The organism is Cellulomonas bogoriensis 69B4 = DSM 16987, from assembly GCF_000767165.1.
Lineage (GTDB): Bacteria > Actinomycetota > Actinomycetes > Actinomycetales > Cellulomonadaceae > Actinotalea > Actinotalea bogoriensis.
Genome location: NZ_AXCZ01000006.1, coordinates 1 through 21,571 on the forward strand (window position 1 = coordinate 1; position 21,571 = coordinate 21,571).

Genomic DNA, 21,571 nt, shown 5'->3' on the forward strand with positions numbered 1-21,571 from the left:
CCGCACGTCCTGCGCAGCTCGACCGCCGGGCCGGTCGCGGTCGCCGTGCTGTCCCAACGCCTGGGCCGGTGGGGCTGAGGCGCCGGGGACAGCACGGACCGGGGTCGTGCTCGGGCGCCGTCGCGCTCGGGCACTAGGCTGGGTGGGTGCCCACCACCGCCGAGCCGTCGCTCACAGCCCCGGACTGCGTCTTCTGCGGCATCGTCGCCGGTGAGGTCCCCGCGACGGTGGTCGCATCGGACGAGCGTGCGCTCGCCTTCCGTGACATCGAGCCGAAGGCGCCCCTGCACGTCCTGGTGGTTCCCCGCGACCACCACGCCGACGTCGCGCAGCTCGCCGCCGCGGATCCCGAACTCCTCGCCGCGATGGTGGGCCTGGCCGAGCAGGTGGCGTCCGACGAGTCGGGTGGACAGTTCCGACTGGTCTTCAACACCGGGCCGACGGCCGGGCAGTCGGTGTTCCACGTCCACGGGCACGTGATCGGCGGCACGGGGCTGGGGTGGAGCCCGGCGTGACCCGGCACGTGCCCAGCGGTACCGAGATCGAGCACCGCATCCTCGTCCCGGCCGACCTACCCGTGGTCGCGTTGCTGGGTCCCGGGGATGAGGTCCTGCGCGCGGTCGAGAAGGGCTTCCCGACCGTCGCGGTGCACGCACGCGGTGACCAGATCACCCTGCGTGGCCCCGCGGCCGAGGTCGGGCTGGTCGCGCGCCTGATCGACGAGCTGCTGGAGGTCGCAGCGGCCGGCACGGGCCTGGACGCGGACGTGGTGGAGCGGGCGGTGGCGATGCTGACGGCTGCGCAGGCGAGCCGCCCTGCCGAGGTCCTGACCCAGAACATCCTGTCCAGCAGGGGGCGGACGATCCGACCCAAGACGGTCGGGCAGAAGAGCTACGTCGACGCCATCGACCGCCACACGGTGACCTTCGGCATCGGCCCGGCGGGTACCGGGAAGACCTACCTGGCGATGGCCAAGGCGGTCCAGGCCCTGCAGGGCAAGCAGGTGAACCGGATCGTCCTGACCCGCCCGGCCGTCGAGGCGGGGGAGCGGCTGGGGTTCCTGCCCGGGAGCCTGAGCGAGAAGATCGACCCGTACCTGCGGCCGCTGTACGACGCGCTCCACGACATGGTCGACCCGGACTCGATCCCCCGGCTCATGGAGTCCGGGACGGTGGAGGTCGCGCCCCTGGCGTACATGCGGGGGCGCACCCTGAACGACGCGTTCATCATCCTGGACGAGGCCCAGAACACCTCGACCGAGCAGATGAAGATGTTCCTCACCCGACTCGGTTTCGGCTCCACGATGGTCGTGACCGGTGACGTGACCCAGGTCGACCTGCCGGGCGGCACGACGTCGGGGCTGCGGGTCGTGGAGGAGATCCTGTCGGGGGTCGACGACGTCGCGTTCTGCAGGTTGACCTCGCAGGACGTGGTCCGTCACCGACTGGTCGGCGACATCATCGACGCCTACGCCTCGTTCGACGCCAGGCGGCCGCAGCCGGACCGAGGAGGGCGGGCATGAGCATCGAGGTCAACAACGAGTCCGGGGTCGAGGTGGACGAGGCCGAGTTCGCGGCCCTGGCCCGGTACGTCCTGGACGAGATGCACGTCCACCCCCAGACCGACCTGTCGGTGCTCATGGTCGACACCGAGGTGATGACCGGGTTGCACGTGCAGTGGATGGACGAGCCCGGCCCCACCGACGTGCTGTCGTTCCCGATGGACGAGCTGCGCCCCGGCTCCGCCGACCACCCGTCCCCGCCCGGACTGCTGGGTGACGTGGTGCTGTGCCCCCAGGTCGCGGCCGGGCAGGCGGCGCGTGCCGGTCACTCGGCCACCGAGGAGATGCTGCTCCTGACCACGCACGGGATCCTGCACCTGCTGGGGTACGACCATGCCGAGCCCGAGGAGGAGAAGGAGATGTTCGCGCTGCAGCGTCGCCTGCTGCTGACGTTCCTGGCCGGAAGGCCCTCGTGAACGCCGGCCCCGGTTTCCGGTCGGGTTTCGCGTGCATCGTCGGGCGACCCAACGCGGGCAAGTCGACGCTGACCAACGCGATCGTGGGCCAGAAGGTGGCGATCACCTCCGGTCGTCCGCAGACGACGCGGCACACGGTCCGGGGCATCGTCCACCGGGACGACGCCCAGCTGGTCCTGGTCGACACCCCCGGTCTGCACCGACCACGGACCCTGCTGGGCGAGCGGCTCAACGACCTCGTCCGGGACACGTTGGCGGAGGTCGACGTGGTGGTCTTCTGCATGCCGGCCGACCAGCGCGTCGGGCCGGGTGACCGGTACATCGCGGCTCAGCTCGCCGAGCTGCGACGGGGCCGGTCCAGCACGCCGGTGGTGGCGGTCGCGACCAAGGCGGACCTGGTGCCGAGGGGGCGACTGGCCGAGCACCTGATGGCGGTGGACGGACTGGGGGAGTGGGACGACATCGTGCCGGTGAGCGCCGTGGACGGGTTCCAGGTCGACACCCTGGTCGACGTCCTGGTGTCGCACCTGCCCCAGGGCCCGGCGCTGTACCCGGAGGGTGAGCTCACGGACGAGCCGGAGGCCGTCATGGTCGCCGAGCTGGTGCGGGAGGCCGCTCTGGACGGGGTGCGTGACGAGCTGCCCCACTCCTTGGCGGTGGTCGTGGACGAGATCGTCCCGCGCGAGGGCCGTGACGAGGGGCGTCCGCTCCTGGACGTGCGGGTCCACCTCTTCGTGGAGCGTGACAGCCAGAAGGCGATCGTGATCGGCAAGGCGGGCTCCCGGTTGCGGGAGGTGGGCACGCGCGCGCGGCAGGGGATCGAGGCGCTGCTCGGTGCCCGGGTGTTCCTGGACCTGCACGTGAAGGTCGCCAAGGACTGGCAGCGCGACCCTCGCCAGCTCCGACGTCTGGGCTTCTGACCGGGGGCGCTGGTTACACTCCGGCTGGTGCGCTACCGGATCGCCCTGACGACGGCCGGCGTCGTCGTGGGCCTCGGTCTGGTCGGTGCGGTCTCGGGCCCGGGGTGGGACCCGGTGCCCCTGACCGAGACCGTCGACGTCGCCACCGCTGACACCACGATCGACGTGGGTGTGGTCACCGACCCGGTGGGCACCTACGAGGTCGCCACCTCTGTGGTGGACGTGTCGTTGACCGGTCATGACGTCCAGGCGCGTGTCGCCCAGCCCCTGGGGGCCCAGGGCCCGCGACCCGGGGTGGTGTTCGTCCATGGTGCGGGCACGGGACGTTTCGAGGACGCCTTCGTGGATCATGCCCATGCCCTCGCCTCGGCGGGTGTGGTCACGCTCGTCCCGGACAAGCGGTTGGACACCTACACCACGAGGGACCGTCAGTACCCGGCGATGGCCAACGACTACCTGCGCAGCGTGCAGCTGCTGCGGGACCTCCCCGGCGTCGACCCGGACCGTGTGGGCGTGTACGGCGAGAGCGAGGGCGGGTGGATCGTGCCGCTGATGGCCGCCGACAACCCGTCGGTGGCGTTCACCGTGCTGGTTGCGGCCCCGGTGGTCCCGCCGCGCCAGCAGGCGGCGTTCGCGGTCGACTCCTACCTGCGCAACATCGGGGTGCCGGACTCGCTCCTGAGGTCGATCCCCAGGTTCGTGGGCATGGAGATCCCCGGTGGTGGGTTCGAGTACACGCGGTTCGACGTCCGGCCCTTCCAGCAGCGCATGCGCCAACCGGTGCTCATCGGCTACGGCACCGGGGACGAGGCGATGCCGATCGTCCAGGCGCCGCTGCAGCTGGTGGCGGACCTGGAGGTGGCGGGCAACGAGGACTGGACGCTGCGCTACTACCGGGACGCCAACCACGGGATGCGCATCGACGGCGAGCTGTGCGAGGACTTCGTCCGTGACCTGGCGCACTGGGTGCAGGCGCTGCCGCACTCGGCGGGCGCAGAGCCGAGGGTGGCGGGGGCCGAGCCGTACCAGCGGTTCGTCGCCGGACCGGTGGAGCGGCCCCGTTGGTATGCCGAGGGCGACCTGCTGGTCGTCAGCCTCGTGGCCTCGTTCCTGGCGGTCGCCACCGGGCCGGTGGTGTGGGCCGTGCGCCGGGTGCTCCGGCGTCCCGGGACGATGATGGCCGAGGGGGTACGTGCGCCGCTGATCACCTTGGGCGCGGGGTGCGTGGTGACGTTCGCCGCCCTCGCGGTGTACCTGCTGACGGTGGCCCATCTGGCGCAGAACTACCGCACGAGCGTGGCGGTGGTGCAGGGCGGGTGGTTCGCCCTGCGGATGCTCGGGGTGGTGACGGTACTGGCAGGGGTGGTGCTCGTGTACCGGATCCTGGACGGTCGGCGGCGCGGCGGGGTCCCGGCGGCGCGCGGTACGGCCGGGGAGTGGGTCCTGGCGAGCACGGTCGGCGGTGCGGTGATGCTGCTGCTCTCGGCCGCCTACTGGGGGGTGTTCCCGGCGCTGGTGTGAGGGCGCACCTGTGATCCCGGCGACATCGTGGGTACAGTGGGCGGGTGCGTGCGACCACGCAGCGAGCGCTGCTCCTTCGTCGCCGCGGCGAGGCCTGACCGACCGGTCCCTCGTCGCGGTGGTGCGGTGTGCCGGTCAGCCCTGACAGCCCACCAGAAGGACGAGAACCATGAGCAGCAGCACACCCGGGCCCCGGGACGCGGCCACCGTGCCCTACGCGGTGCGGAACGCGCAGAAGCCCTCGCCGATGCCCGTGCACAAGTACCTGCCGTACCACGACCAGATCGCCGTCGACCTGCCGGACCGGACGTGGCCCGGCAGGCGCATGACCCAGGCGCCCCGCTGGTGCGCGGTCGACCTACGGGACGGCAACCAGGCGCTGATCGAGCCGATGAACCCCGAGCGCAAGCTCAGGTTGTTCGAGCTGCTGGTGCGCATGGGCTACAAGGAGATCGAGGTCGGGTTCCCCTCGGCGTCCCAGACGGACTTCGACTTCGTGCGGATGCTCATCGAGTCCGACCGCATCCCCGACGACGTCGTCATCCAGGTCCTGACCCAGTCCCGTGAGCACCTGATCGAGCGGACGTTCGAGGCGATCGCCGGGGCGGACCAGGCGATCGTCCACCTGTACAACTCCACGTCGGTGCTGCAGCGGGACGTGGTGTTCCGCACCGACCAGGACGGCGTGGTCGACATCGCGCTGGAGGGCGCACGTCTGTGCCGCAAGTACGAGGAGACGATCCCGGGGACGGACGTCTACTACGAGTACTCCCCGGAGTCCTACACCGGGACGGAACTGGAGTTCGCGGCCCGCATCTGCAACGAGGTGCTGGGGGTCCTGGAACCCACCCCGGACCGCAAGGTCATCATCAACCTGCCGGCGACCGTCGAGATGGCCACGCCGAACGTCTACGCGGACTCGATCGAGTGGATGAGCCGGAACCTGGCCAACCGTGAGGACGTGGTGCTGTCCCTGCATCCCCACAATGACCGCGGCACGGGGGTGGCGGCCGCCGAGCTCGGGTTCCTGGCGGGGGCGGACCGCATCGAGGGCTGCCTGTTCGGCAACGGTGAGCGCACGGGCAACGTGTGCCTGGTGACCCTGGGGATGAACCTGGCCGTCCAGGGCATCGACCCGCAGATCGACTTCTCGGACATCGACGACGTCCGCCGCACCGTGGAGCACTGCAACCAGCTGCCGGTGCCCGAGCGCCACCCGTACGGGGGAGACCTGGTCTTCACCGCCTTCTCCGGGTCCCACCAGGACGCGATCAAGAAGGGCCTGGACGCGATGGCCACCCGCGCCGCCGACAAGGGCGTGGACGTGGACGACCTCGTGTGGGCCGTGCCGTACCTGCCGGTCGACCCGCGTGACCTGGGCCGTTCCTACGAGGCGGTGATCCGGGTGAACTCCCAGTCGGGCAAGGGCGGCATGGCGTACCTGATGCGCACCGAGCACCACCTGGACCTGCCGCGACGGTTGCAGATCGAGTTCTCCCGCGCGGTGCAGGTGTTCACCGACAGCCACGGGCAGGAGGTCACCGCGCAGGACCTGTGGCGGATCTTCTCCGACGAGTACCTGCCGGTCGAGCCCGGCAGCGGGCTCGCCCCGTGGGGCCGGTTCGCGCTGCGCGGAAGCCGCACCTCCAGCGGTCAGGACGCCCCGGACCGTCTCTCGGTGGACCTGGTCGACCACGGGGTGGAGCGCACCCTCGAGGGTGAGGGCAACGGCCCGATCGACGCGTTCCTGCACGCGCTGGAGCATGTCGGTGAGCGCGTGGAGGTCCTGGACTACGCCGAGCACGCCCTGTCCACCGGTGGTGACGCGACCGCGGCGGCGTACGTCGAGTGCAAGGTCGGCGACACCGTCCTGTGGGGGGTGGGGATCGACCCGTCGATCACGACCGCCTCGTTCCGGGCCATCATCTCGGCGGTGAACCGCGCCCACCGCTGAGCCCGGCGCGCGTCGGCGGTCGCGGCCCGGGTTCTGGGGGAGGATGGTCCGGTGAGCCTGTACCGAGACGAGGCCGTGGTGCTGCGTGCCCAGAAGCTGGGTGAGGCGGACCGCATCGTCACGTTGCTGACACGCCACCACGGCAAGGTGCGGGCGGTGGGCAAGGGCGTGCGACGGACGTCGTCCCGGTTCGGTTCGCGCCTGGAGCCGTTCATGCTGATCGACGTCCAGCTGCACCGGGGCCGGAACCTGGACGTCGTGACCCAGGTGGAGACGATCGGTCCGTACGCCCGGGCCATCGGCGCCGACTACGCCCTGTACACCGCTGGTGCGGCGATGCTGGAGACGGCCGACCGCCTGGTGGAGGACGAGCGTGAGCCGGCGCCTCCGCAGTTCGCGCTGCTCGCCGGGGCGGTCCGGACGCTGGCGGACCGCGCCCACGCTCCCGGGCTGGTGCTGGACGCGTACCTGCTGCGTGCACTGGCGGTCGCGGGTTGGGCACCGTCGTTCGTGGACTGCGCCCGGTGCGGCGCGACGGGTCCGCACCGGGCGTTCGCGGTGGGCAGCGGTGGGGCGATGTGCCCTCGTTGCCGACCGCCGGGGGCCACGTCGCCGGCGCCGGAGACCCTCGACCTGCTGGCGGCGTTGCTCACGGGTGACTGGGAGACCGCCGACGCGAGCACGGAACGTCACCGGCGTGAGGGCAACGGCCTGGTCGCAGCGTTCTGCCAGTTCCACCTGGAGCGCGGTCTGCGCTCCCTGCGCATGGTCGAGAGGGTCTGATGCCACGTCCAGCACGACGTCCGCGCCGCACCGAACCGGTCCAGGCCCCGCCCCCGCACCCCTCCGGCGCCCGGCCGCCGGCGATCCCCGCGGCGTTCGTGCCGCAGCACGTGGCCGTGGTGATGGATGGCAACGGCCGGTGGGCCAACGCCCGGGGCCTGCCTCGTACGGCAGGTCACGAGGCCGGTGAGGCGGCGCTGCTGGACGTGGTGGCCGGTGCGATCGAGATCGGTGTGCGGCACGTGTCGGCGTACGCGTTCTCGACCGAGAACTGGAAGCGGTCACCGGAGGAGGTGCGCTTCCTCATGGGGTTCAACCGGGACGTGCTGCGGCGCCGACGCGACACGATGCACGCGTGGGGGGTGCGGGTGCGGTGGGCGGGTCGTCGGCCGCGCCTGTGGCGGTCGGTGATCGCCGAGCTGGAGCAGGCCGAGGACCTGACGCGCGGCAACGACGTGTGCACGTTGACGATGTGCGTGAACTACGGGGGTCGGGCGGAGGTCGCCGACGCCGCCAAGGCCCTGGCCAGGGAGGTCGCGGCGGGCCGTCTGGACCCGGAGCGGATCGACGAGCGTGCCGTGGCCCGTCACCTGGACGAGCCGGACCTGCCGGACGTCGACCTGTTCCTGCGCACCTCGGGGGAGCAGCGGACGTCGAACTTCATGATCTGGCAGGCGGCGTACGCCGAGCTGGTGTTCCTGGAGGAGTACTGGCCGGACGTGGACCGCCGCCACCTGTGGCGGGCGGTCGACACCTATGCCAGGCGGGACCGTCGTTACGGGGGAGCTGTGGACGTCCCGTCGGCACCGTCAGCACCGTCAGCACCGTCAGTGGACAGCCAGTAGCGTGCGACGCATGGACCTGATGGTGGAGATGGTGACGTTCGACGCGCGCGACCCCCGGGCCCTGGCCCAGTGGTGGGCCAGGCAGCTGGGCGGTGAGGTCGTCATGGACCAGGACGGGCAGTTCGTGATGGTGCAGGTGGCCCACGGCCCTCGCCTGGGGTTCCAGAAGGTCGAGGACCCTTCACCGGGCAAGGGGCGCGTCCACCTGGACCTGGGGTCCAACGACCCTGACGTGGAGGTGGGCCGGTTGCTGGGCGACGGTGCCCTGGAGGTGGCCCGTCATGGCACCCCGGCGTTCAGCTGGGTCGTGATGTCGGATCCTGAGGGGAACCACTTCTGCGTGTCCCAGGCTCACTGACGGTCTGGTGCCGGACCCGCACCAGGACGTAGAGGACGGCCGCGACGAGGGCCACCGCGGCGGCCAGGGCCCAGGGGGATCGGGCCAGCAGGGCGCTGCCCGCCTGGAAGGCGGCGAGTCCGCCCAGGCTGTAGATGAGTGCCCAGGCCAGGCACCCGGGAATCATGGCCAGGGTGTACCGGTACCAGCGCAGCCTCAGGAACCCGGCGCCGGCGTTCACCGCGGTCTGGAACCCCACGGTCAGGAACGACAGGGGGATGATCGGTAGCCCCCAGCGGTCGATCGCGGCCGTGGCGCGTTCCATCTGCGGGCTGGAGAACAGGCGGGCCCAGCGGGACCGGAGCGTGCCCGCCGCGGCGGCGCGCCCCACCCAGTAGGTGCCCTGGGCGCGGAAGAACACCACCACGAGCAGGAACGTGTACAGGACCGCGAACGGCCCCTCCTGGACCCACTGCGGCACTCAGGTCTCCGTGCCGGTGCAGGTGGCGCAGGTGCCGGTCAGCTCGATGGTGTGCTCGATGTCGGCGAACCCGTGCTGCGCGCCCACCTGGGCCGCCCAGGTCTCGACCGAGGGTCCGTCGATCTCGACGGTGGCGCCGCACCGTCGGCACACGAGGTGGTGGTGGTGCTCCTGGCGTTCGCACCGCCGGTAGAGGGCCTCGCCGTCCTCGGAGCGCAGGACGTCGATCTCCCCGCCGTCGGCGAGCGACTGCAGGGTCCGGTAGACGGTCGCGAGGCCGATGCCCTGGCCCTGCGCGCGCAGGAGCTCGTGCAGCTGCTGTGCGGAGCGGAAGTCGTCGAGATCGGCCAGCAGCTCGGTCACCGCCGAGCGCTGGCGGGTCATCCGCTGCATCATCGTCCTCCGGGGGCCGCTATCTGGACGTCGTCGGCGAGGTGGGGGTGGGGGTCGCCGGGCGTTCGACGCCCGAGTCTGCCCCGCAACCCACGGACGCCTGCAGCAGCAGCGTAGACGCCGATCGCCAGAACCACGATCGTCGCGCCGGGTGACACGTCGTGCCAGTAGGTCACCGACAGCCCGGTGAGGCACACGACCACACCGATCCCCATGGCGGTGGTCATGGTGCGGCGGAACGAGGACGTGACCATCTGTGCGGCGGCCACCGGGACGATCATCAGCGCGCTGACGAGCAGGACACCGACGACGCGCATGGCGACGGTGACGGTCAGGGCCGCGACGACCGCGATGGTGATGTTGAGGACGCGCACGGGCATCCCGGCCGCGCGGGCGAACTCCTCGTCGTGGCAGACCGCGAACAGGGCGGTGCGCAGCCCCACCCCGACCGTGAGCACGAGCACCGAGAGCAGCGCTGTGGTCCACACGTCGCTGCTGGTGACGGTGGAGATGGAGCCGAAGAGGTAGCCCACCAGGTTGGCGTTGGTGCCGCCGGCGAGGGAGATGATGAGCACGCCACCGGCGATCCCGCCGTAGAACAGCAGCGCGAGCGCCACGTCGCCACCGGTGCGTCCGCGTTCGCGGACGAGCTCGATGGTCACCGCCCCGATGATCGCGGCGATCACGGCCCCGGGTATGGCCAGGGCGTCGTGCGGGGTGAGCCCGGCGACGCTGCCCACGAGCCACCCGGCGGCCACGCCGGTGAGCGCGACGTGGCCGATGCCGTCGCCGAGCAGCGCGAGCCGGCGCTGCACCAGGTAGGTCCCGATGACGGGGGCGGTGAGGCCCACGAGCGCCGCGACGACGAGCGCGCGGCGCATGAGGGGGTCGGTGAACATCCACACGAGCTCGTCGATCACGTGGACCTCCATCGCAGGGTGGCGCTGAAGTCACCGTCGGCAGTGGTGGGGTGGTCGCCCTCGTGGGGGTGGACGTGGTCGTGGCCGGGTCGGGCGTGCTCGTCCCGCGCGGGCGGGGGTGGGCCGTCGTGCACGACACGGCCGTGCCGCAGGGCCACGGCCCGTGCGACGAGCCCGGCGAGCGCCCCGAGCTCGTGCAGGACCACCAGGATGGTGGTGCCCTGTCCGGCCAGGGCCGCGAGTGTGCGGGCGAAGGCCTCCTGGCTGGGCAGGTCCACCCCCGCGACCGGCTCGTCGAGGAGGAGCAGCCGTGGCTGCCTGACCAGTGCCCGTGCGATCAGGACCCGTTGCTGCTGGCCACCGGACAGCTCGCTGACGGGCCGTCCGGCCAGGTCTGCGAGCCCGACGTCGGCCAGGGCCTGGTCGGCGCGACGGCGTGCGCCTCGGGGCGGCACGAGCCGGCGTCGGTGCAGCGTGCCTGAGACCACCACGTCGCGCGCGGTGGACGGGACCCCGGTGGCGGCGCTGATGCGTTGCGGCACGTACCCGACCCTGTCCCACGCGACCTTGGGGCCCAACGGAGCGCCGAGCAGGTGGATCTGCCCTCGGTCGTGGGGCACCACGCCGACGAGCGCGCGGACGAGGGTGGACTTGCCCGAACCGTTGGGCCCGAGCAACGCGACGACCTCACCGTCGTGGACGGTGAGGTCGACGTCGTGCAGGATGCGTGAGCCGCCGAGGCTGACGCCGAGTCCTGCGGCCTGGACCGCTGGTGTCACGCGCAGTCGAGCGCGGTCCGCAGGACCTCGAGGTTGTGCTCCATGCCCTCACGGTAGTCGGTGCCGTCGTCCACCTCGGTCTCCAGGGGGTGGAGCACCTCGGTGGTGACGTCGAGGTCGGCCGCCAGGACCTCCGCGACCCGCGGGTTGATGAGGTCCTCGGTGAAGATGGTGGTGACGCCGCGCTCGGTCACGACCTCCCGGATCTCGCGCAGACGCGCCGGGGAGGGCTCGGCCTCGGGGTCCAGGCCCGAGATCCCGACCTGCTCCAGGTCGTAGCGCTCGGCGAGGAACCCGTAGGCCTCGTGGGCGGCCACCACGGTCCGCCGTTCGCAGTCGGCGAGCCCCTCGGCGAAGTCCTGGTCGAGCTGGTCCATGTCCGCGGCCAGCGCCTCGGCGCGCGCCCGGTAGTCCTCGGCGCGGTCGGGGTCGGCCTGGGCGAGCAGCTCGGCCACGTCGTGGCCCACCGCCGCCATCAGGGTGGGGTCGAGCCAGAAGTGCGGGTCGTCCCCGTGGTCGTGGTCGTGGCTGTGGCCGTGGCCGTGGTCGTCGTCCTCGTGGCCGTGGCCGTCGTCGTGCCCGTGGTCGTCGTCATGGCTGTGGCCGTGGTCGTCGTCCTCGTGGCCGTGCTCGTCGTCGTGGCCGTGGTCGTCGTCGTGGCCGTGGTCGTCGTCCTCAGGGTCCATGTGGGCGGCGACCGCCTCGGTGGTGGCGACGTCCAGGACGTGCGCCGGTGCGCGCGTCTCGACCGCGTCGTCGACGGCCGGCTGGAAACCGCTCAGGTACACCACGGCCTCGGCCTCGCCGATCTCACGCACCTGCCGCGGTGAGAGCTCCAGGTCGTGCGGGTCGATCCCCGGGGGTGTCATCGCGCCGACGGACACGGCCTCGCCACCGACCTGCTCCACCACGTACTGCAGCGGGTAGAACGAGGCGAGGACGTCGATGGTCTCGATCTCGGGCACCGTCTCCTGCGGCTCGGCGGCAGGCGGGGCCGCAGGTTCCGGTTCCTCCTGCCCGGCGCAGGCGGAGAGCACCAGGGCGGAGCCGGCGAGGATCGCGACGGGCAGCAAGCGGGCACGACGATAAACGGGGGACATGAGCATCATTCTCAAACTGGATGAGAACGGTTGTCAAGCGCAGCGCCGGTAGCCTTGGTCGCGCACCCAGGCGCAAGCGCGCCTCGTCCTGTCCGCGCGAGCCACGTGCGGACCCGCCACGTCCACTGGAGCCCGTCGTGCCTGCACCCTCCCGTCTCGACTCCGTCATCAGCCTCGCCAAGCGACGCGGATTCGTGTTCCCTTCGGGCGAGATCTACGGAGGCACCCGCTCCGCCTGGGACTACGGCCCCCTCGGCGTGGAGCTCAAGGAGAACATCAAGCGCCAGTGGTGGCGGTCGACGGTCACCAGCCGCGACGACGTCGTCGGCCTGGACTCCTCGGTCATCCTGCCCCGCCAGGTCTGGATCGCCTCCGGCCACGTCGGCGTCTTCACCGACCCCCTCACCGAGTGCCTCAGCTGCCACAAGCGGTACCGCGAGGACCAGATGCTCGAGGAGTTCGAGGAGCGCAAGGGCCGGGCCCCCGAGGGCGGCCTCGCCGAGATCCCCTGCCCCGGCTGCGGCACCCGCGGGCAGTGGACCGAGCCCCGCGACTTCAACATGATGCTCAAGACCCACCTGGGTCCCGTCGAGGACGAGTCCGGCCTGCACTACCTGCGCCCGGAGACCGCCCAGGGCATCTTCGTGAACTTCGGGCACGTCATGTCCAGCGCCCGCAAGAAGCCCCCGTTCGGCATCGGCCAGATCGGCAAGTCCTTCCGCAACGAGATCACCCCGGGCAACTTCATCTTCCGCACCCGCGAGTTCGAGCAGATGGAGATGGAGTTCTTCGTCGAGCCCGGCACCGACGCCGAGTGGCACCAGTACTGGATCGACGCACGCACCGACTGGTACGTCGACCTCGGCATCGCACGCGACAACCTGCGCCACTACGAGCACCCTGCCGAGAAGCTCTCCCACTACTCCACCCGCACCGTCGACATCGAGTACCGGTTCGGGTTCACCGGCAGCGAGTGGGGCGAGCTCGAGGGCATCGCCAACCGCACCGACTTCGACCTCAAGACCCACACCAAGCACTCCGGTCAGGACCTGTCCTACTTCGACCAGGCCAAGGGCGAACGCTGGGTCCCCTACGTCATCGAGCCAGCAGCCGGTCTCACCCGGTCCCTCATGGCGTTCCTCGTCGAGGCCTACGCCGAGGACGAGGCCCCCAACGCCAAGGGCGGGGTCGACAAGCGCACCGTCCTGCGCCTGGACCCCCGCCTGGCACCCGTCAAGGCCGCCGTCCTGCCCCTGTCACGCCACGAGGACCTCTCGCCGGTCGCCCGCAACCTGGCCACCGACCTGCGCCGCCTGTGGAACGTGGACTTCGACGACGCGGGCGCCATCGGCCGCCGCTACCGGCGCCAGGACGAGATCGGCACCCCGTTCTGCCTGACCGTCGACTTCGACTCCCTGCAGGACCAGGCCATCACCGTCCGCGAGCGCGACACCATGAGCCAGGAGCGCGTCAGCCTGGACCAGGTCACCGCCTACCTCGGTGCCCGGCTCGTGGGCGCCTGAGGCCCGTGCACGGACCCGAGCGGGGGGCACAGGACGGTGTGAGCGACCTCGCGCCCACACCGACCGCCATGGCCCACGCCCACGGGCCGGCGCCACGCGCGTCGGCCCGGGTCCGGCTCATCCTCGCCCTGGCCGTCCTGCCCGCGCTCCTGGCGACCGTCGCCGGTGTCGTGGCGCTCTGGCCGGGCGCCGACGACCGGGTCGACCGCATCCCCACCGTCGACCCGGGCTCCTCCTACCTCCAGGGAGAGGTCCTGCGCGTGCTGCCCGAGGCCGGGCTGCTCGAGGTCGACCTCGACGACGGCATGGGCCTGGTGTACGTCCCGCCAGAGGTGGTCGCTGCCGGGATCGCCACCGGTGACCGGATCAGGGTCCTGTCCATCGGGGACGTGGCCGACGCCCAGGTGCCCTACGCCTACGCCGACCACGTCCGCGACGTCCCCATCGGCATCCTGGCCGTGGTCTACGCCGTGCTCGTGGTGCTGGTCGCGCGCTGGCGCGGCCTCGCCGCCCTCGCCGGGCTCGGGGTCGCCCTGTGGGTGATCGGCGTGTTCACCCTGCCCGCGCTCCTGTCCGGCCAACCCGCGCTCGCGGTGGGGGTCGTGACCGCCTCGGCCGCGATGTTCGTGGTCCTCTACCTGGCCCACGGGTTCAGTGCACGGACGACCACGGCGTTGCTGGGCACGCTGCTGGGTCTGGGCCTGACGGCGGTGATGGCGGCATGGGCGACGGGTGCGGCGCACCTGACCGGCCGCACCGGTGAGGACGCGATGCTGGTGCCGTTGCACGCACCCGCGGTCGACCTGCGTGGGGTGGTGCTGTGCGGGATCATCCTGGCCGGGCTCGGCGTCCTGAACGACGTGACCATCACCCAGGCCTCAGCGGTGTGGGAGCTGAAGGCGATCGCTCCGCGGATGGGGCCGCTGGAGCTGTTCAGCCGCGGTATGCGGATCGGCCGGGACCACATCGCCTCGACCGTCTACACCATCGCCTTCGCCTACGTGGGCGCCGCCCTGCCGGTGATGCTCCTCATCAGCCTGTACGACCAGCCGCTGCTGCACACCCTTACCGCGGGTGAGATCGCCGAGGAGGTCGTGCGCACCCTGGTGGGGTCGATCGGGCTGGTCCTCGCGATCCCGATCACGACCGCCCTCGCCGCTGTGGTGGTCAGCGCTGGTCCGGGTCCCCAGGACGTGCCTGCCGGTCAGGACCCGGAGCAGTCTGCTGAACCTGCGCCGCCGGCGCCGTGAACCCAGCGTGGCCGTGACCGTGCCCGTGCGCGCCCTGGTCCTGGAGCGCGGCCTCGCGGGTGACGACGAGTGCGGCGATCGCGGTGGTCAGTGGGATCGCGAGGACCAGCCCGATGGAGCCGACGAGGGTCCGGGCGATCTCCTCGGCGAACTCTCCGCTCCCGAGGGTCTGGCCCAGGGGCATCTGGTAGATGTTCAGCAGCAGCAGGATCGGCAGCGCCGCGCCCGCGTACGCGAAGGCGATGGTGTAGACGGTCGAGGCGATGTGGTCCCGGCCGATGCGCATCCCGCCCTTGAACAGGTCGGTCCGGGTGGCGTTCGGGTCGGCGGCGCGCAGCTCCCACACCGCTGAGGCCTGGGTGATGGTCACGTCGTTCAGGACGCCGAGCCCGGCGAGCACCACCCCGCACAGGAACAGGCCGCGCAACGCCTGGCCGTCGAGGTTCCCGGTGAGCATCGCCAGCCGGTACCCCTCCTCGGTGGAGATGCCGGTCAGGCGGGCGGTGTGGGCGGCGACGACGCCCAGGACCGCGGTGACCCCGAGGCCGGCCATCGTGCCCAGGAGCGCGGCCGTGGTCCGTCTGGAGAAACCGTGCGCCAGGTACAGGACCACGAACATGATCGCCGAGGACCCCGTGAGCCCGACCATCAGGGGGTCGCGGCCTTCCAGGAGCGCGGGGATCATGAAGACGGCGATCACGACGAACGCGAGTGCCAGACCGATCAGGGCCCGTATCCCCCTGAAGCCGGCGACGGCGGTCACCACCACGGCGAACGCGACGGCGAGCGCGGTCAGGGGGATGCCGCGGGCGAAGTCCTGCCACGCCCACACCTCCGGCTCGTCGGCGGTGGCGACGTAGCGGGCCAGGACGATCCTGGTCCCGGCGGGCACCTCGTCGGCGCGGACGGTCGCCGGTGCCCACACCTCGACGGTGCGCCCGGCCGCGTCGCCGGTGTCGACCTGGGCGGTCACCAAGGTGCAGGCGACCTCACCGGGGATGGAGCCGTCGGCGCGACGGTCCTCACCGGTGCCTGCGCAGGTCTCGGCGACGGTGGTCTCCACGACCGCGGTGGGGTACTCGGTTTCCACGTCCACGATGCCGGTGACGAGCCGTTCACCGGTGGGCCACAGGGCCATCAGCCCCACGACGGTCAGGGTGCCGAGCGGCAGGAGCACGGCCAGCAGGATGGCGGTGGTCCGGGACATCTGGACGGGGGCCGGCGGGTGCTCGCTCACGTCGCGATCCTCTCCCGTGGGTAGCCCGGGGGCCAAGACGCGGCGGGGCCGGTGGAGAATGGGGCGGTGAGTGAGCAGACGAGCGCGAACGTCCTTCCGCCCCTGAGGATCGGTCCGTTGACGGTCGACACCCCGGTGGTGCTGGCACCGATGGCGGGGGTGACCAACCGTGCGTTCCGGCGCCTGTGCCGGGAGCACGGCGCCGGGCTGTACGTCGCCGAGATGGTGACCTCCAGGGCTCTGGTGGAGCGCACACCGGAGTCGTTGCGGATCATCCGGCACGACGAGGACGAGCGGCCCAGGTCGGTGCAGGTCTACGGCGTGGACCCGGCGACGGTGGGTGCGGCGGTGCGGATGCTGGTGGACGAGGACCGGGCCGACCACGTGGACCTGAACTTCGGGTGCCCGGTGCCGAAGGTGACGCGCAAGGGCGGGGGTGCGGTGCTGCCGTGGAAGCGGGGCCTGTTCACCGCGATCGTGACGGCTGCGGTGCAGGCTGCGGCGCCGCGCGGGGTGCCGGTCACGGTGAAGATGCGCAAGGGGATCGACGCCGAGCACCTGACCTACGTCGAGGCGGGGCTGATCGCCCAGGATGCCGGTGTCGCGGCCGTCGCGCTGCACGCACGGACGGCGGCGGACTACTACTCCGGGACGGCGGACTGGGACGCGATCGCGACCTTGAAGGAGGCGGTCACGGACATCCCGGTGCTGGGCAACGGTGACATCTGGTCGGCGGAGGACGCGGTGGAGATGGTCCGGCGGACCGGGTGCGACGGCGTGGTGGTCGGGCGCGGGTGCCAGGGGCGGCCGTGGCTGTTCGCCGACCTCGCTGCGGCGTTCCACGGGTCACCGGTACGGGTGCGTCCGGGGATGGCGCAGGTCGCTGCGACGGTCCGGCGCCACGCCGAGCTGATGGTGGAGGACCTCGAGGACGAGGCCCGCGCCCTGCGTGAGCTGCGCAAGCACATGGCCTGGTACTTCAAGGGGTACGTGGTCGGTGGTGAGCTGCGTGCCCAGCTGGGGTTGGTGGACTCCCTGGCCCGGCTCGACGAGCTCCTGGGCCTGCTGGACCTGGAGCAGCCGTACCCGGGGGCCGGGGCGGAGGGCCAGCGTGGGCGGGCGGGGTCGCCCAAGCGCCCGCTGCTCCCGCAGGGGTGGTTGGACTCCCGCGAGCTGGGGGCCGACTTCGAGCGCGCCCTGCGGGAGGCCGAGCTGAGCGTCTCGGGCGGCTGAGCCGGTCAGGGGTCGGTCAGCAGTCGGTCAGCGGCCCAGACGTGCCCACACGGTGGTGTCGGCCGGGACGAGCACGGCGTCGTCCTCGGCCACGGCGAGGTCCTGGGAGGCGTGGACGAGCTGCAGGTCCGCCGGCAGCCGCAGGGTCTCGGGCCCCAGGTTCGTCACCACCAGGATCTCCCGGTTGACGAACGCGAGGACCGATCCTCGCGCGGTGTCGGGCAGTCCGTCCACCCAGGCCAGGGAGCCGCTGCCGAGCCGGAACTCCCGGCGCAGGCGCAGCGCGGACCGGTAGGTCTCGTAGGTGGAGCCGCGGACGCCGCGCTGGGCGTCGAGCGCGTACCGGGCGAACGAGTCGGGCTGGGTCAGCCAGGTGGCGCCGGTGGGGGAGAACCCGTGGCCCGGCTCGTCGGCTGTCCACGGAAGGGGGATGCGGCACCCGTCACGGCCGCGCTCGGTGCGCCCCGATCGCCACCAGGTCGGGTCCTGGCGCTCGTCGTCGTCGAGGGTGGTGTGCTCGGGCAGGCCCAGCTCCTCCCCCTGGTACAGGTACGCCGACCCGGGGAGGGCGAGCATGAGCAGGGTCGCGGCGCGGGCCCGGCGCAGGCCGAGCTCTTCGTCCGGCTGCGGGTCCTGTGCACCGATGCCGTTGGGCTTGGCCCCGGGTGTGGCCAGCCCGAGCCGGGAGGCGTGGCGGACGACGTCGTGGTTGGACAGCACCCACGTGGTGGGCGCCCCGACCTCGTCGTTGGCCTCGAGGGACTCGGTGACCACGCGGCGCAGCGCGTCGGCCGACCAGAGCGTGGTCAGGAACGAGAAGTTGAACGCCTGGTGCATCTCGTCGTCGCGGACGTAGGCCGCGAGCCGTGCGAGGGGCTCGACCCAGGCCTCGGCGACCAGGCAGCGGTCCCCGTCGTACTCCGCCAGGACCGAGTGCCAGTCCCGGTAGATCTCGTGGACCCCGTCCTGGTCCCACATGGGGCCTGTGCTCCCGGCGCCCGTGGCCCCGTCCTCAGACCCGGTGGTCCCCTCGTGGGCGCCGTCGATCATGGCCGAGGTCCCGTCCCAGTCGGGCAGGCCCTCGGCCTTGACCAGGCCGTGGGCGACGTCGACCCGGAACCCGTCCACGCCCCGGTCCAGCCAGAACCGCAGGACGGACCGGAACTCCTCGCGGACCTCGTCGTTGGTCCAGTCCAGGTCGGGCTGGTGCACGTCGAACAGGTGCAGGTACCACTGGCCGGGGGTGCCGTCGGGTTCGGTGAGGCGCGTCCACGCCGGTCCGCCGAACACCGACGTCCAGTTGTTCGGTGGCTGCTCGCCGTCCGTCCCGCGCCCGTCGCGGAAGACGTACCGGGCGCGTTCGGGGCTCCCGGGGCCGGCCGCCACCGCCTGGACGAACCACGGGTGCTCGTCGGAGGTGTGGTTCGGGACGAGGTCCACGATCACCCGGATCCCCAGGTCGTGGGCGGTGGCCAGCAGGTCGTCGGCGTCGGCCAGGGTGCCGAAGACGGGGTCCACGTCCCGGTAGTCGGCCACGTCGTACCCGGCGTCGTGCTGGGGGGAGCGGTAGAAGGGTGAGAGCCACACGGCGTCGACGCCGAGCCGGGCCAGGTGCCGCAGCCGGCTGGTGATGCCAGGGAGGTCGCCGATGCCGTCGCCGTCGGCGTCGGCGAAGGACCGTGGGTAGACCTGGTAGATGACCGCGGTCCGCCACCACTCGGCGGCTCCGGACGTGGCGCGGTGCACCAGGGTCGTCGTCGTCGATGTCGGCTGGGTGGTGGCCACGGGTCATCCGTTCCGTCGGGTCAGGTGGGGGACGAGGACTGTCCTCAGCCTGGTGGGGCGGGGCCGGTGGAGCCCCTCACGATGAGGTCGGGGTGGAAGAGCAGCTCGGTGCGGGGGACCTTCGCGCCGCCGATCTCGGAGACCAGGGCGCTGACGGCCGCGCGTCCCATGGGCCCCACGGGCTGGCGGACGGTGGTCAGGGGCGGGTCGGTGAAGGCGATGAGCGGGGAGTCGTCGAACCCGACGACCGAGACGTCCTCCGGAACGGACAGGCCCCGGCCCCGTGCGCCCCGGATGGCTCCCAGGGCCATCATGTCCGAGCCGCAGATGATCGCCGTGTGGCCCCGGTCGAGCAGCTCCTCACCTGCGGCCTGACCGCCCTCGACGCTGAACAGCGTGGTGACCACGTGGTCGTCCGGGTCGGTGTCCGGCGCCACGGCGGTCATGGCGCGCGTGAAGGCGCTGCGCTTGCGCCGTGCCGGGATGTACCTGTCGGGGCCGATCGCCAGACCGATGCGACGGTGGCCCAGGGAGGCCAGGTGCCGCACCGCGAGCTCCACGGCCACGGCGTCGTCGGTGGAGACCGAAGGTGCGTCCACACCGTCGGCGTACCCGTTCACCAGGACGATGGGCAGGCCCCGGCTGGTCAGGCGGTGGTACCTGTCCCGGCCGGCGGACTCGTCGGCATGGCGTCCGGAGATGAACACGATGCCGTCCACGCCGTGCTCGAGCAGCATGTCCACGTACTCGTCCTCGGTGGTGCCACCGGGGGACTGGGTGCACAGCAGAGGGGTGTAGCCGCGCTCGGAGAGCGTCGTCTCGACCGCTTGCGCCAGGGCGGGGAACACCGGGTTGTCGAGCTCGGGCACCACCAGCCCCACGAGGCCCTCGGACCGGGTGCGCAGCTTCTCGGGCCGGTCGTACCCGAGCACGTCCAGGGCGGCCAGCACCGCCGTACGCGTCTCGGTGGCGACACCGGGCTTGCCGTTGAGCACCCGCGAGACGGTCGCGGTGCTGACCCCGGCCTGCTCGGCGAGGTCCTTCAGACGGGTGCGCACCTGCGGCAGCGTAGAGGACACACGACCTCCTCGTCGGTCGAGGGGCCCGGTGCAACGAGTCCGGCGCACCGCGCTGAAATTTACGGTAACACCTTGCAGGGGTCCCTGGGCCCCGCCCGTCCGGAGCCCGCGGTGCGACCCCAACTACGCTTGCACCGTGCCGGCACACCCACGTGGCAACTACACCGACGCCGACCGGGAGAGGTGGGCGACCGAAGCCCCCAAGAGCAAGCAGCGCACCCCGTTCGAACGCGACCGCGCCCGGCTCGTGCACTCCTCCGCACTGAGGCGCCTCGGAGCCAAGACCCAGGTCCTGGGCCCCTCCAGCGACGACTTCGTCCGCACCCGCCTCACCCACACCCTCGAGGTCGCCCAGGTGGGCCGCGAGCTCGGCAAGGCCCTGGGCTGCGACCCCGACGTCGTGGACACCGCATGCCTGGCCCACGACCTCGGGCACCCCCCCTTCGGGCACAACGGGGAACGAGCACTCGCCGAGCTCGCCACCGGGATCGGCGGATTCGAGGGCAACGCCCAGACCCTGCGCCTCCTCACCCGCCTGGAACCCAAAGCCGTCGACGTCACGACCGGACGCGCCGTCGGCCTCAACCTCACCCGCGCCAGCCTGGACGCCTCCGTCAAGTACCCCTGGCCCCTGGACGCCGCACCACCACGTCACGACGGGCGCCCCGGCACCAAGTTCGGGGTCTACACCGAGGACACCGAGGTCTTCACCTGGCTCCGCGACGGGGCACCGGACCACGTCCGCTGCCTGGAGGCCGAGGTCATGGATCTCGCCGACGACGTCTCGTACAGCGTCCACGACGTGGAGGACGCCGTCGTGGGCGGACGGCTGGACCTCGCGGTCCTCGACGACCCCGGGTGCCGCCGCCAGGTCCTGGACGAGGTCGCCGCCTGGTACGGCGCCCACGACCAGCACGACCTGAACGCCGCCATGGACCGGCTGCGCTCCGACCCCGCATGGGTCCGCCACCACGACGGGTCCCGACGCGGCCTCGCCGCACTCAAGGACCTGACCAGCCAGCTCATCGGCCGCTTCTGCGGCGCGGCCATCGGGGCCACCCGCGCACGCTACGGCCCGGGCCCTCTCACCCGGTACGACGCCCGACTCGTGGTACCCACCACCACCCAGGCCGAGATCCTCGTCCTGAAGGGACTCGCCGTCACCTACGTCATGGCCCCACGCGAGTCCGAGCCCCTGTACCGCCGCCAGCGCGAGGTCGTCGCCGAGCTCGTCGACGTGCTCCGCACCCGAGGACCCGACGCACTCGAACCCCCGTTCGCCGCCGACCACCGCGCCGCCCACGACGACGACGCCCGCCTGCGGGTGGTCGTCGACCAGGTCGCCTCCCTGACCGACGTGAGCGCGGCCGAATGGCACGTCCGCCTCGTCCCCTCGCGCTCGCGGACCCACGTGCGGTGACGGTCCCGGCGGCGTGGACGGTCACCGACCCGGC

21 protein-coding genes are annotated in these 21,571 nt (G+C 72.0%); 13 read left to right on the top strand and 8 right to left on the bottom strand.

Annotation, left to right across the window (positions count from 1 at the left end; translation table 11 throughout):
* The first annotated feature begins 146 nt into the window (after positions 1 to 146).
* From N869_RS01335 to N869_RS01375, 9 genes are all read left to right on the top strand, one after another.
* Entirely contained in the window at positions 147 to 515 is a 369-nt protein-coding gene (locus tag N869_RS01335; protein WP_035056778.1) for a histidine triad nucleotide-binding protein, read from the top strand.
* Positions 512 to 1,522, top strand: coding sequence for a PhoH family protein (locus N869_RS01340; RefSeq protein ID WP_035056836.1), 1,011 nt, complete (start codon positions 512 to 514; stop codon positions 1,520 to 1,522). Before N869_RS01335 ends, N869_RS01340 begins: the two co-directional genes overlap by 4 nt.
* Positions 1,519 to 1,977: an rRNA maturation RNase YbeY gene (ybeY, locus tag N869_RS01345; protein ID WP_035056780.1), complete on the top strand. Its 459-nt coding sequence runs from the start codon at positions 1,519 to 1,521 to the stop codon at positions 1,975 to 1,977. Before N869_RS01340 ends, ybeY begins: the two co-directional genes overlap by 4 nt.
* Positions 1,974 to 2,897 (top strand): GTPase Era, encoded by a 924-nt coding sequence (gene era / locus N869_RS01350; protein WP_035056782.1) that lies wholly within the window; start codon positions 1,974 to 1,976, stop codon positions 2,895 to 2,897. The genes ybeY and era overlap by 4 nt, the downstream gene beginning before the upstream one ends.
* A 27-nt stretch (positions 2,898 to 2,924) precedes the next feature.
* Positions 2,925 to 4,418, top strand: coding sequence for an alpha/beta hydrolase family protein (locus N869_RS01355; RefSeq protein WP_035056784.1), 1,494 nt, complete (start codon positions 2,925 to 2,927; stop codon positions 4,416 to 4,418).
* A 169-nt stretch (positions 4,419 to 4,587) separates the two neighbouring features.
* On the top strand, positions 4,588 to 6,372 hold the full coding sequence (gene leuA / locus N869_RS01360; RefSeq protein ID WP_052104832.1) for a 2-isopropylmalate synthase: 1,785 nt from the start codon (positions 4,588 to 4,590) through the stop codon (positions 6,370 to 6,372).
* A gap of 51 nt (positions 6,373 to 6,423) precedes the next feature.
* Positions 6,424 to 7,155, top strand: a complete 732-nt coding sequence (gene recO, locus N869_RS01365) for a DNA repair protein RecO (RefSeq protein WP_035056786.1) — start codon at positions 6,424 to 6,426, stop codon at positions 7,153 to 7,155.
* Positions 7,155 to 8,000, top strand: a complete 846-nt coding sequence (locus tag N869_RS01370) for an isoprenyl transferase (RefSeq protein WP_035056788.1) — start codon at positions 7,155 to 7,157, stop codon at positions 7,998 to 8,000. Before recO ends, N869_RS01370 begins: the two co-directional genes overlap by 1 nt.
* 10 nt (positions 8,001 to 8,010) lie before the next feature.
* Positions 8,011 to 8,358 carry a VOC family protein gene (locus N869_RS01375; protein ID WP_035056841.1) on the top strand — a complete coding sequence of 116 codons (348 nt, stop codon included), beginning with the start codon at positions 8,011 to 8,013 and terminating at the stop codon, positions 8,356 to 8,358.
* Here N869_RS01375 and N869_RS01380 read toward each other — a convergent pair.
* From N869_RS01380 to N869_RS01400, 5 genes are read right to left on the bottom strand one after another with little or no spacing between them, the layout of a single operon-like run.
* Positions 8,297 to 8,818, bottom strand: a complete 522-nt coding sequence (locus N869_RS01380; protein ID WP_052104833.1) for a DedA family protein — start codon at positions 8,816 to 8,818, stop codon at positions 8,297 to 8,299. The genes N869_RS01375 and N869_RS01380 overlap by 62 nt on opposite strands.
* Entirely contained in the window at positions 8,819 to 9,211 is a 393-nt protein-coding gene (locus N869_RS01385) for a Fur family transcriptional regulator (protein ID WP_035056791.1), read from the bottom strand.
* Positions 9,211 to 10,128 (bottom strand): metal ABC transporter permease, encoded by a 918-nt coding sequence (locus N869_RS01390; RefSeq protein ID WP_408606334.1) that lies wholly within the window; start codon positions 10,126 to 10,128, stop codon positions 9,211 to 9,213. The genes N869_RS01385 and N869_RS01390 overlap by 1 nt, the downstream gene beginning before the upstream one ends.
* Positions 10,128 to 10,916 carry a metal ABC transporter ATP-binding protein gene (locus tag N869_RS01395; protein ID WP_052104834.1) on the bottom strand — a complete coding sequence of 263 codons (789 nt, stop codon included), beginning with the start codon at positions 10,914 to 10,916 and terminating at the stop codon, positions 10,128 to 10,130. The genes N869_RS01390 and N869_RS01395 overlap by 1 nt, the downstream gene beginning before the upstream one ends.
* Positions 10,907 to 12,010, bottom strand: coding sequence for a metal ABC transporter substrate-binding protein (locus N869_RS01400; RefSeq protein WP_035056850.1), 1,104 nt, complete (start codon positions 12,008 to 12,010; stop codon positions 10,907 to 10,909). The genes N869_RS01395 and N869_RS01400 overlap by 10 nt, the downstream gene beginning before the upstream one ends.
* Before the next feature lie 137 nt (positions 12,011 to 12,147).
* Here N869_RS01400 and N869_RS01405 point away from each other — a divergent pair, with 137 nt between their 5' ends.
* Entirely contained in the window at positions 12,148 to 13,533 is a 1,386-nt protein-coding gene (locus tag N869_RS01405) for a glycine--tRNA ligase (protein ID WP_035056796.1), read from the top strand.
* A gap of 38 nt (positions 13,534 to 13,571) precedes the next feature.
* Positions 13,572 to 14,783 carry a YibE/F family protein gene (locus tag N869_RS01410; RefSeq protein WP_232229560.1) on the top strand — a complete coding sequence of 404 codons (1,212 nt, stop codon included), beginning with the start codon at positions 13,572 to 13,574 and terminating at the stop codon, positions 14,781 to 14,783.
* Here the strand turns inward: N869_RS01410 and N869_RS01415 are convergent.
* Positions 14,701 to 16,020, bottom strand: coding sequence for a YibE/F family protein (locus tag N869_RS01415; RefSeq protein ID WP_084136319.1), 1,320 nt, complete (start codon positions 16,018 to 16,020; stop codon positions 14,701 to 14,703). The genes N869_RS01410 and N869_RS01415 overlap by 83 nt on opposite strands.
* Before the next feature lie 66 nt (positions 16,021 to 16,086).
* Here N869_RS01415 and dusB point away from each other — a divergent pair, with 66 nt between their 5' ends.
* Complete coding sequence (dusB, locus tag N869_RS01420) at positions 16,087 to 17,253, top strand: tRNA dihydrouridine synthase DusB (protein ID WP_035056798.1); 1,167 nt, start codon at positions 16,087 to 16,089, stop codon at positions 17,251 to 17,253.
* A 27-nt stretch (positions 17,254 to 17,280) separates the two neighbouring features.
* Here the strand turns inward: dusB and N869_RS01425 are convergent, their stop codons facing one another.
* The gene (locus N869_RS01425; RefSeq protein ID WP_035056800.1) at positions 17,281 to 19,038 is read right to left on the bottom strand and encodes a glycoside hydrolase family 13 protein; all 1,758 of its coding nucleotides are present in this window, start codon (positions 19,036 to 19,038) and stop codon (positions 17,281 to 17,283) included.
* Between the two features lie 44 nt (positions 19,039 to 19,082).
* Positions 19,083 to 20,096 carry a LacI family DNA-binding transcriptional regulator gene (locus N869_RS01430; protein ID WP_232229562.1) on the bottom strand — a complete coding sequence of 338 codons (1,014 nt, stop codon included), beginning with the start codon at positions 20,094 to 20,096 and terminating at the stop codon, positions 19,083 to 19,085.
* Between the two features lie 157 nt (positions 20,097 to 20,253).
* Here N869_RS01430 and N869_RS01435 point away from each other — a divergent pair, with 157 nt between their 5' ends.
* Positions 20,254 to 21,537, top strand: coding sequence for a deoxyguanosinetriphosphate triphosphohydrolase (locus tag N869_RS01435; protein WP_035056805.1), 1,284 nt, complete (start codon positions 20,254 to 20,256; stop codon positions 21,535 to 21,537).
* Positions 21,538 to 21,571 lie beyond the last annotated feature (34 nt).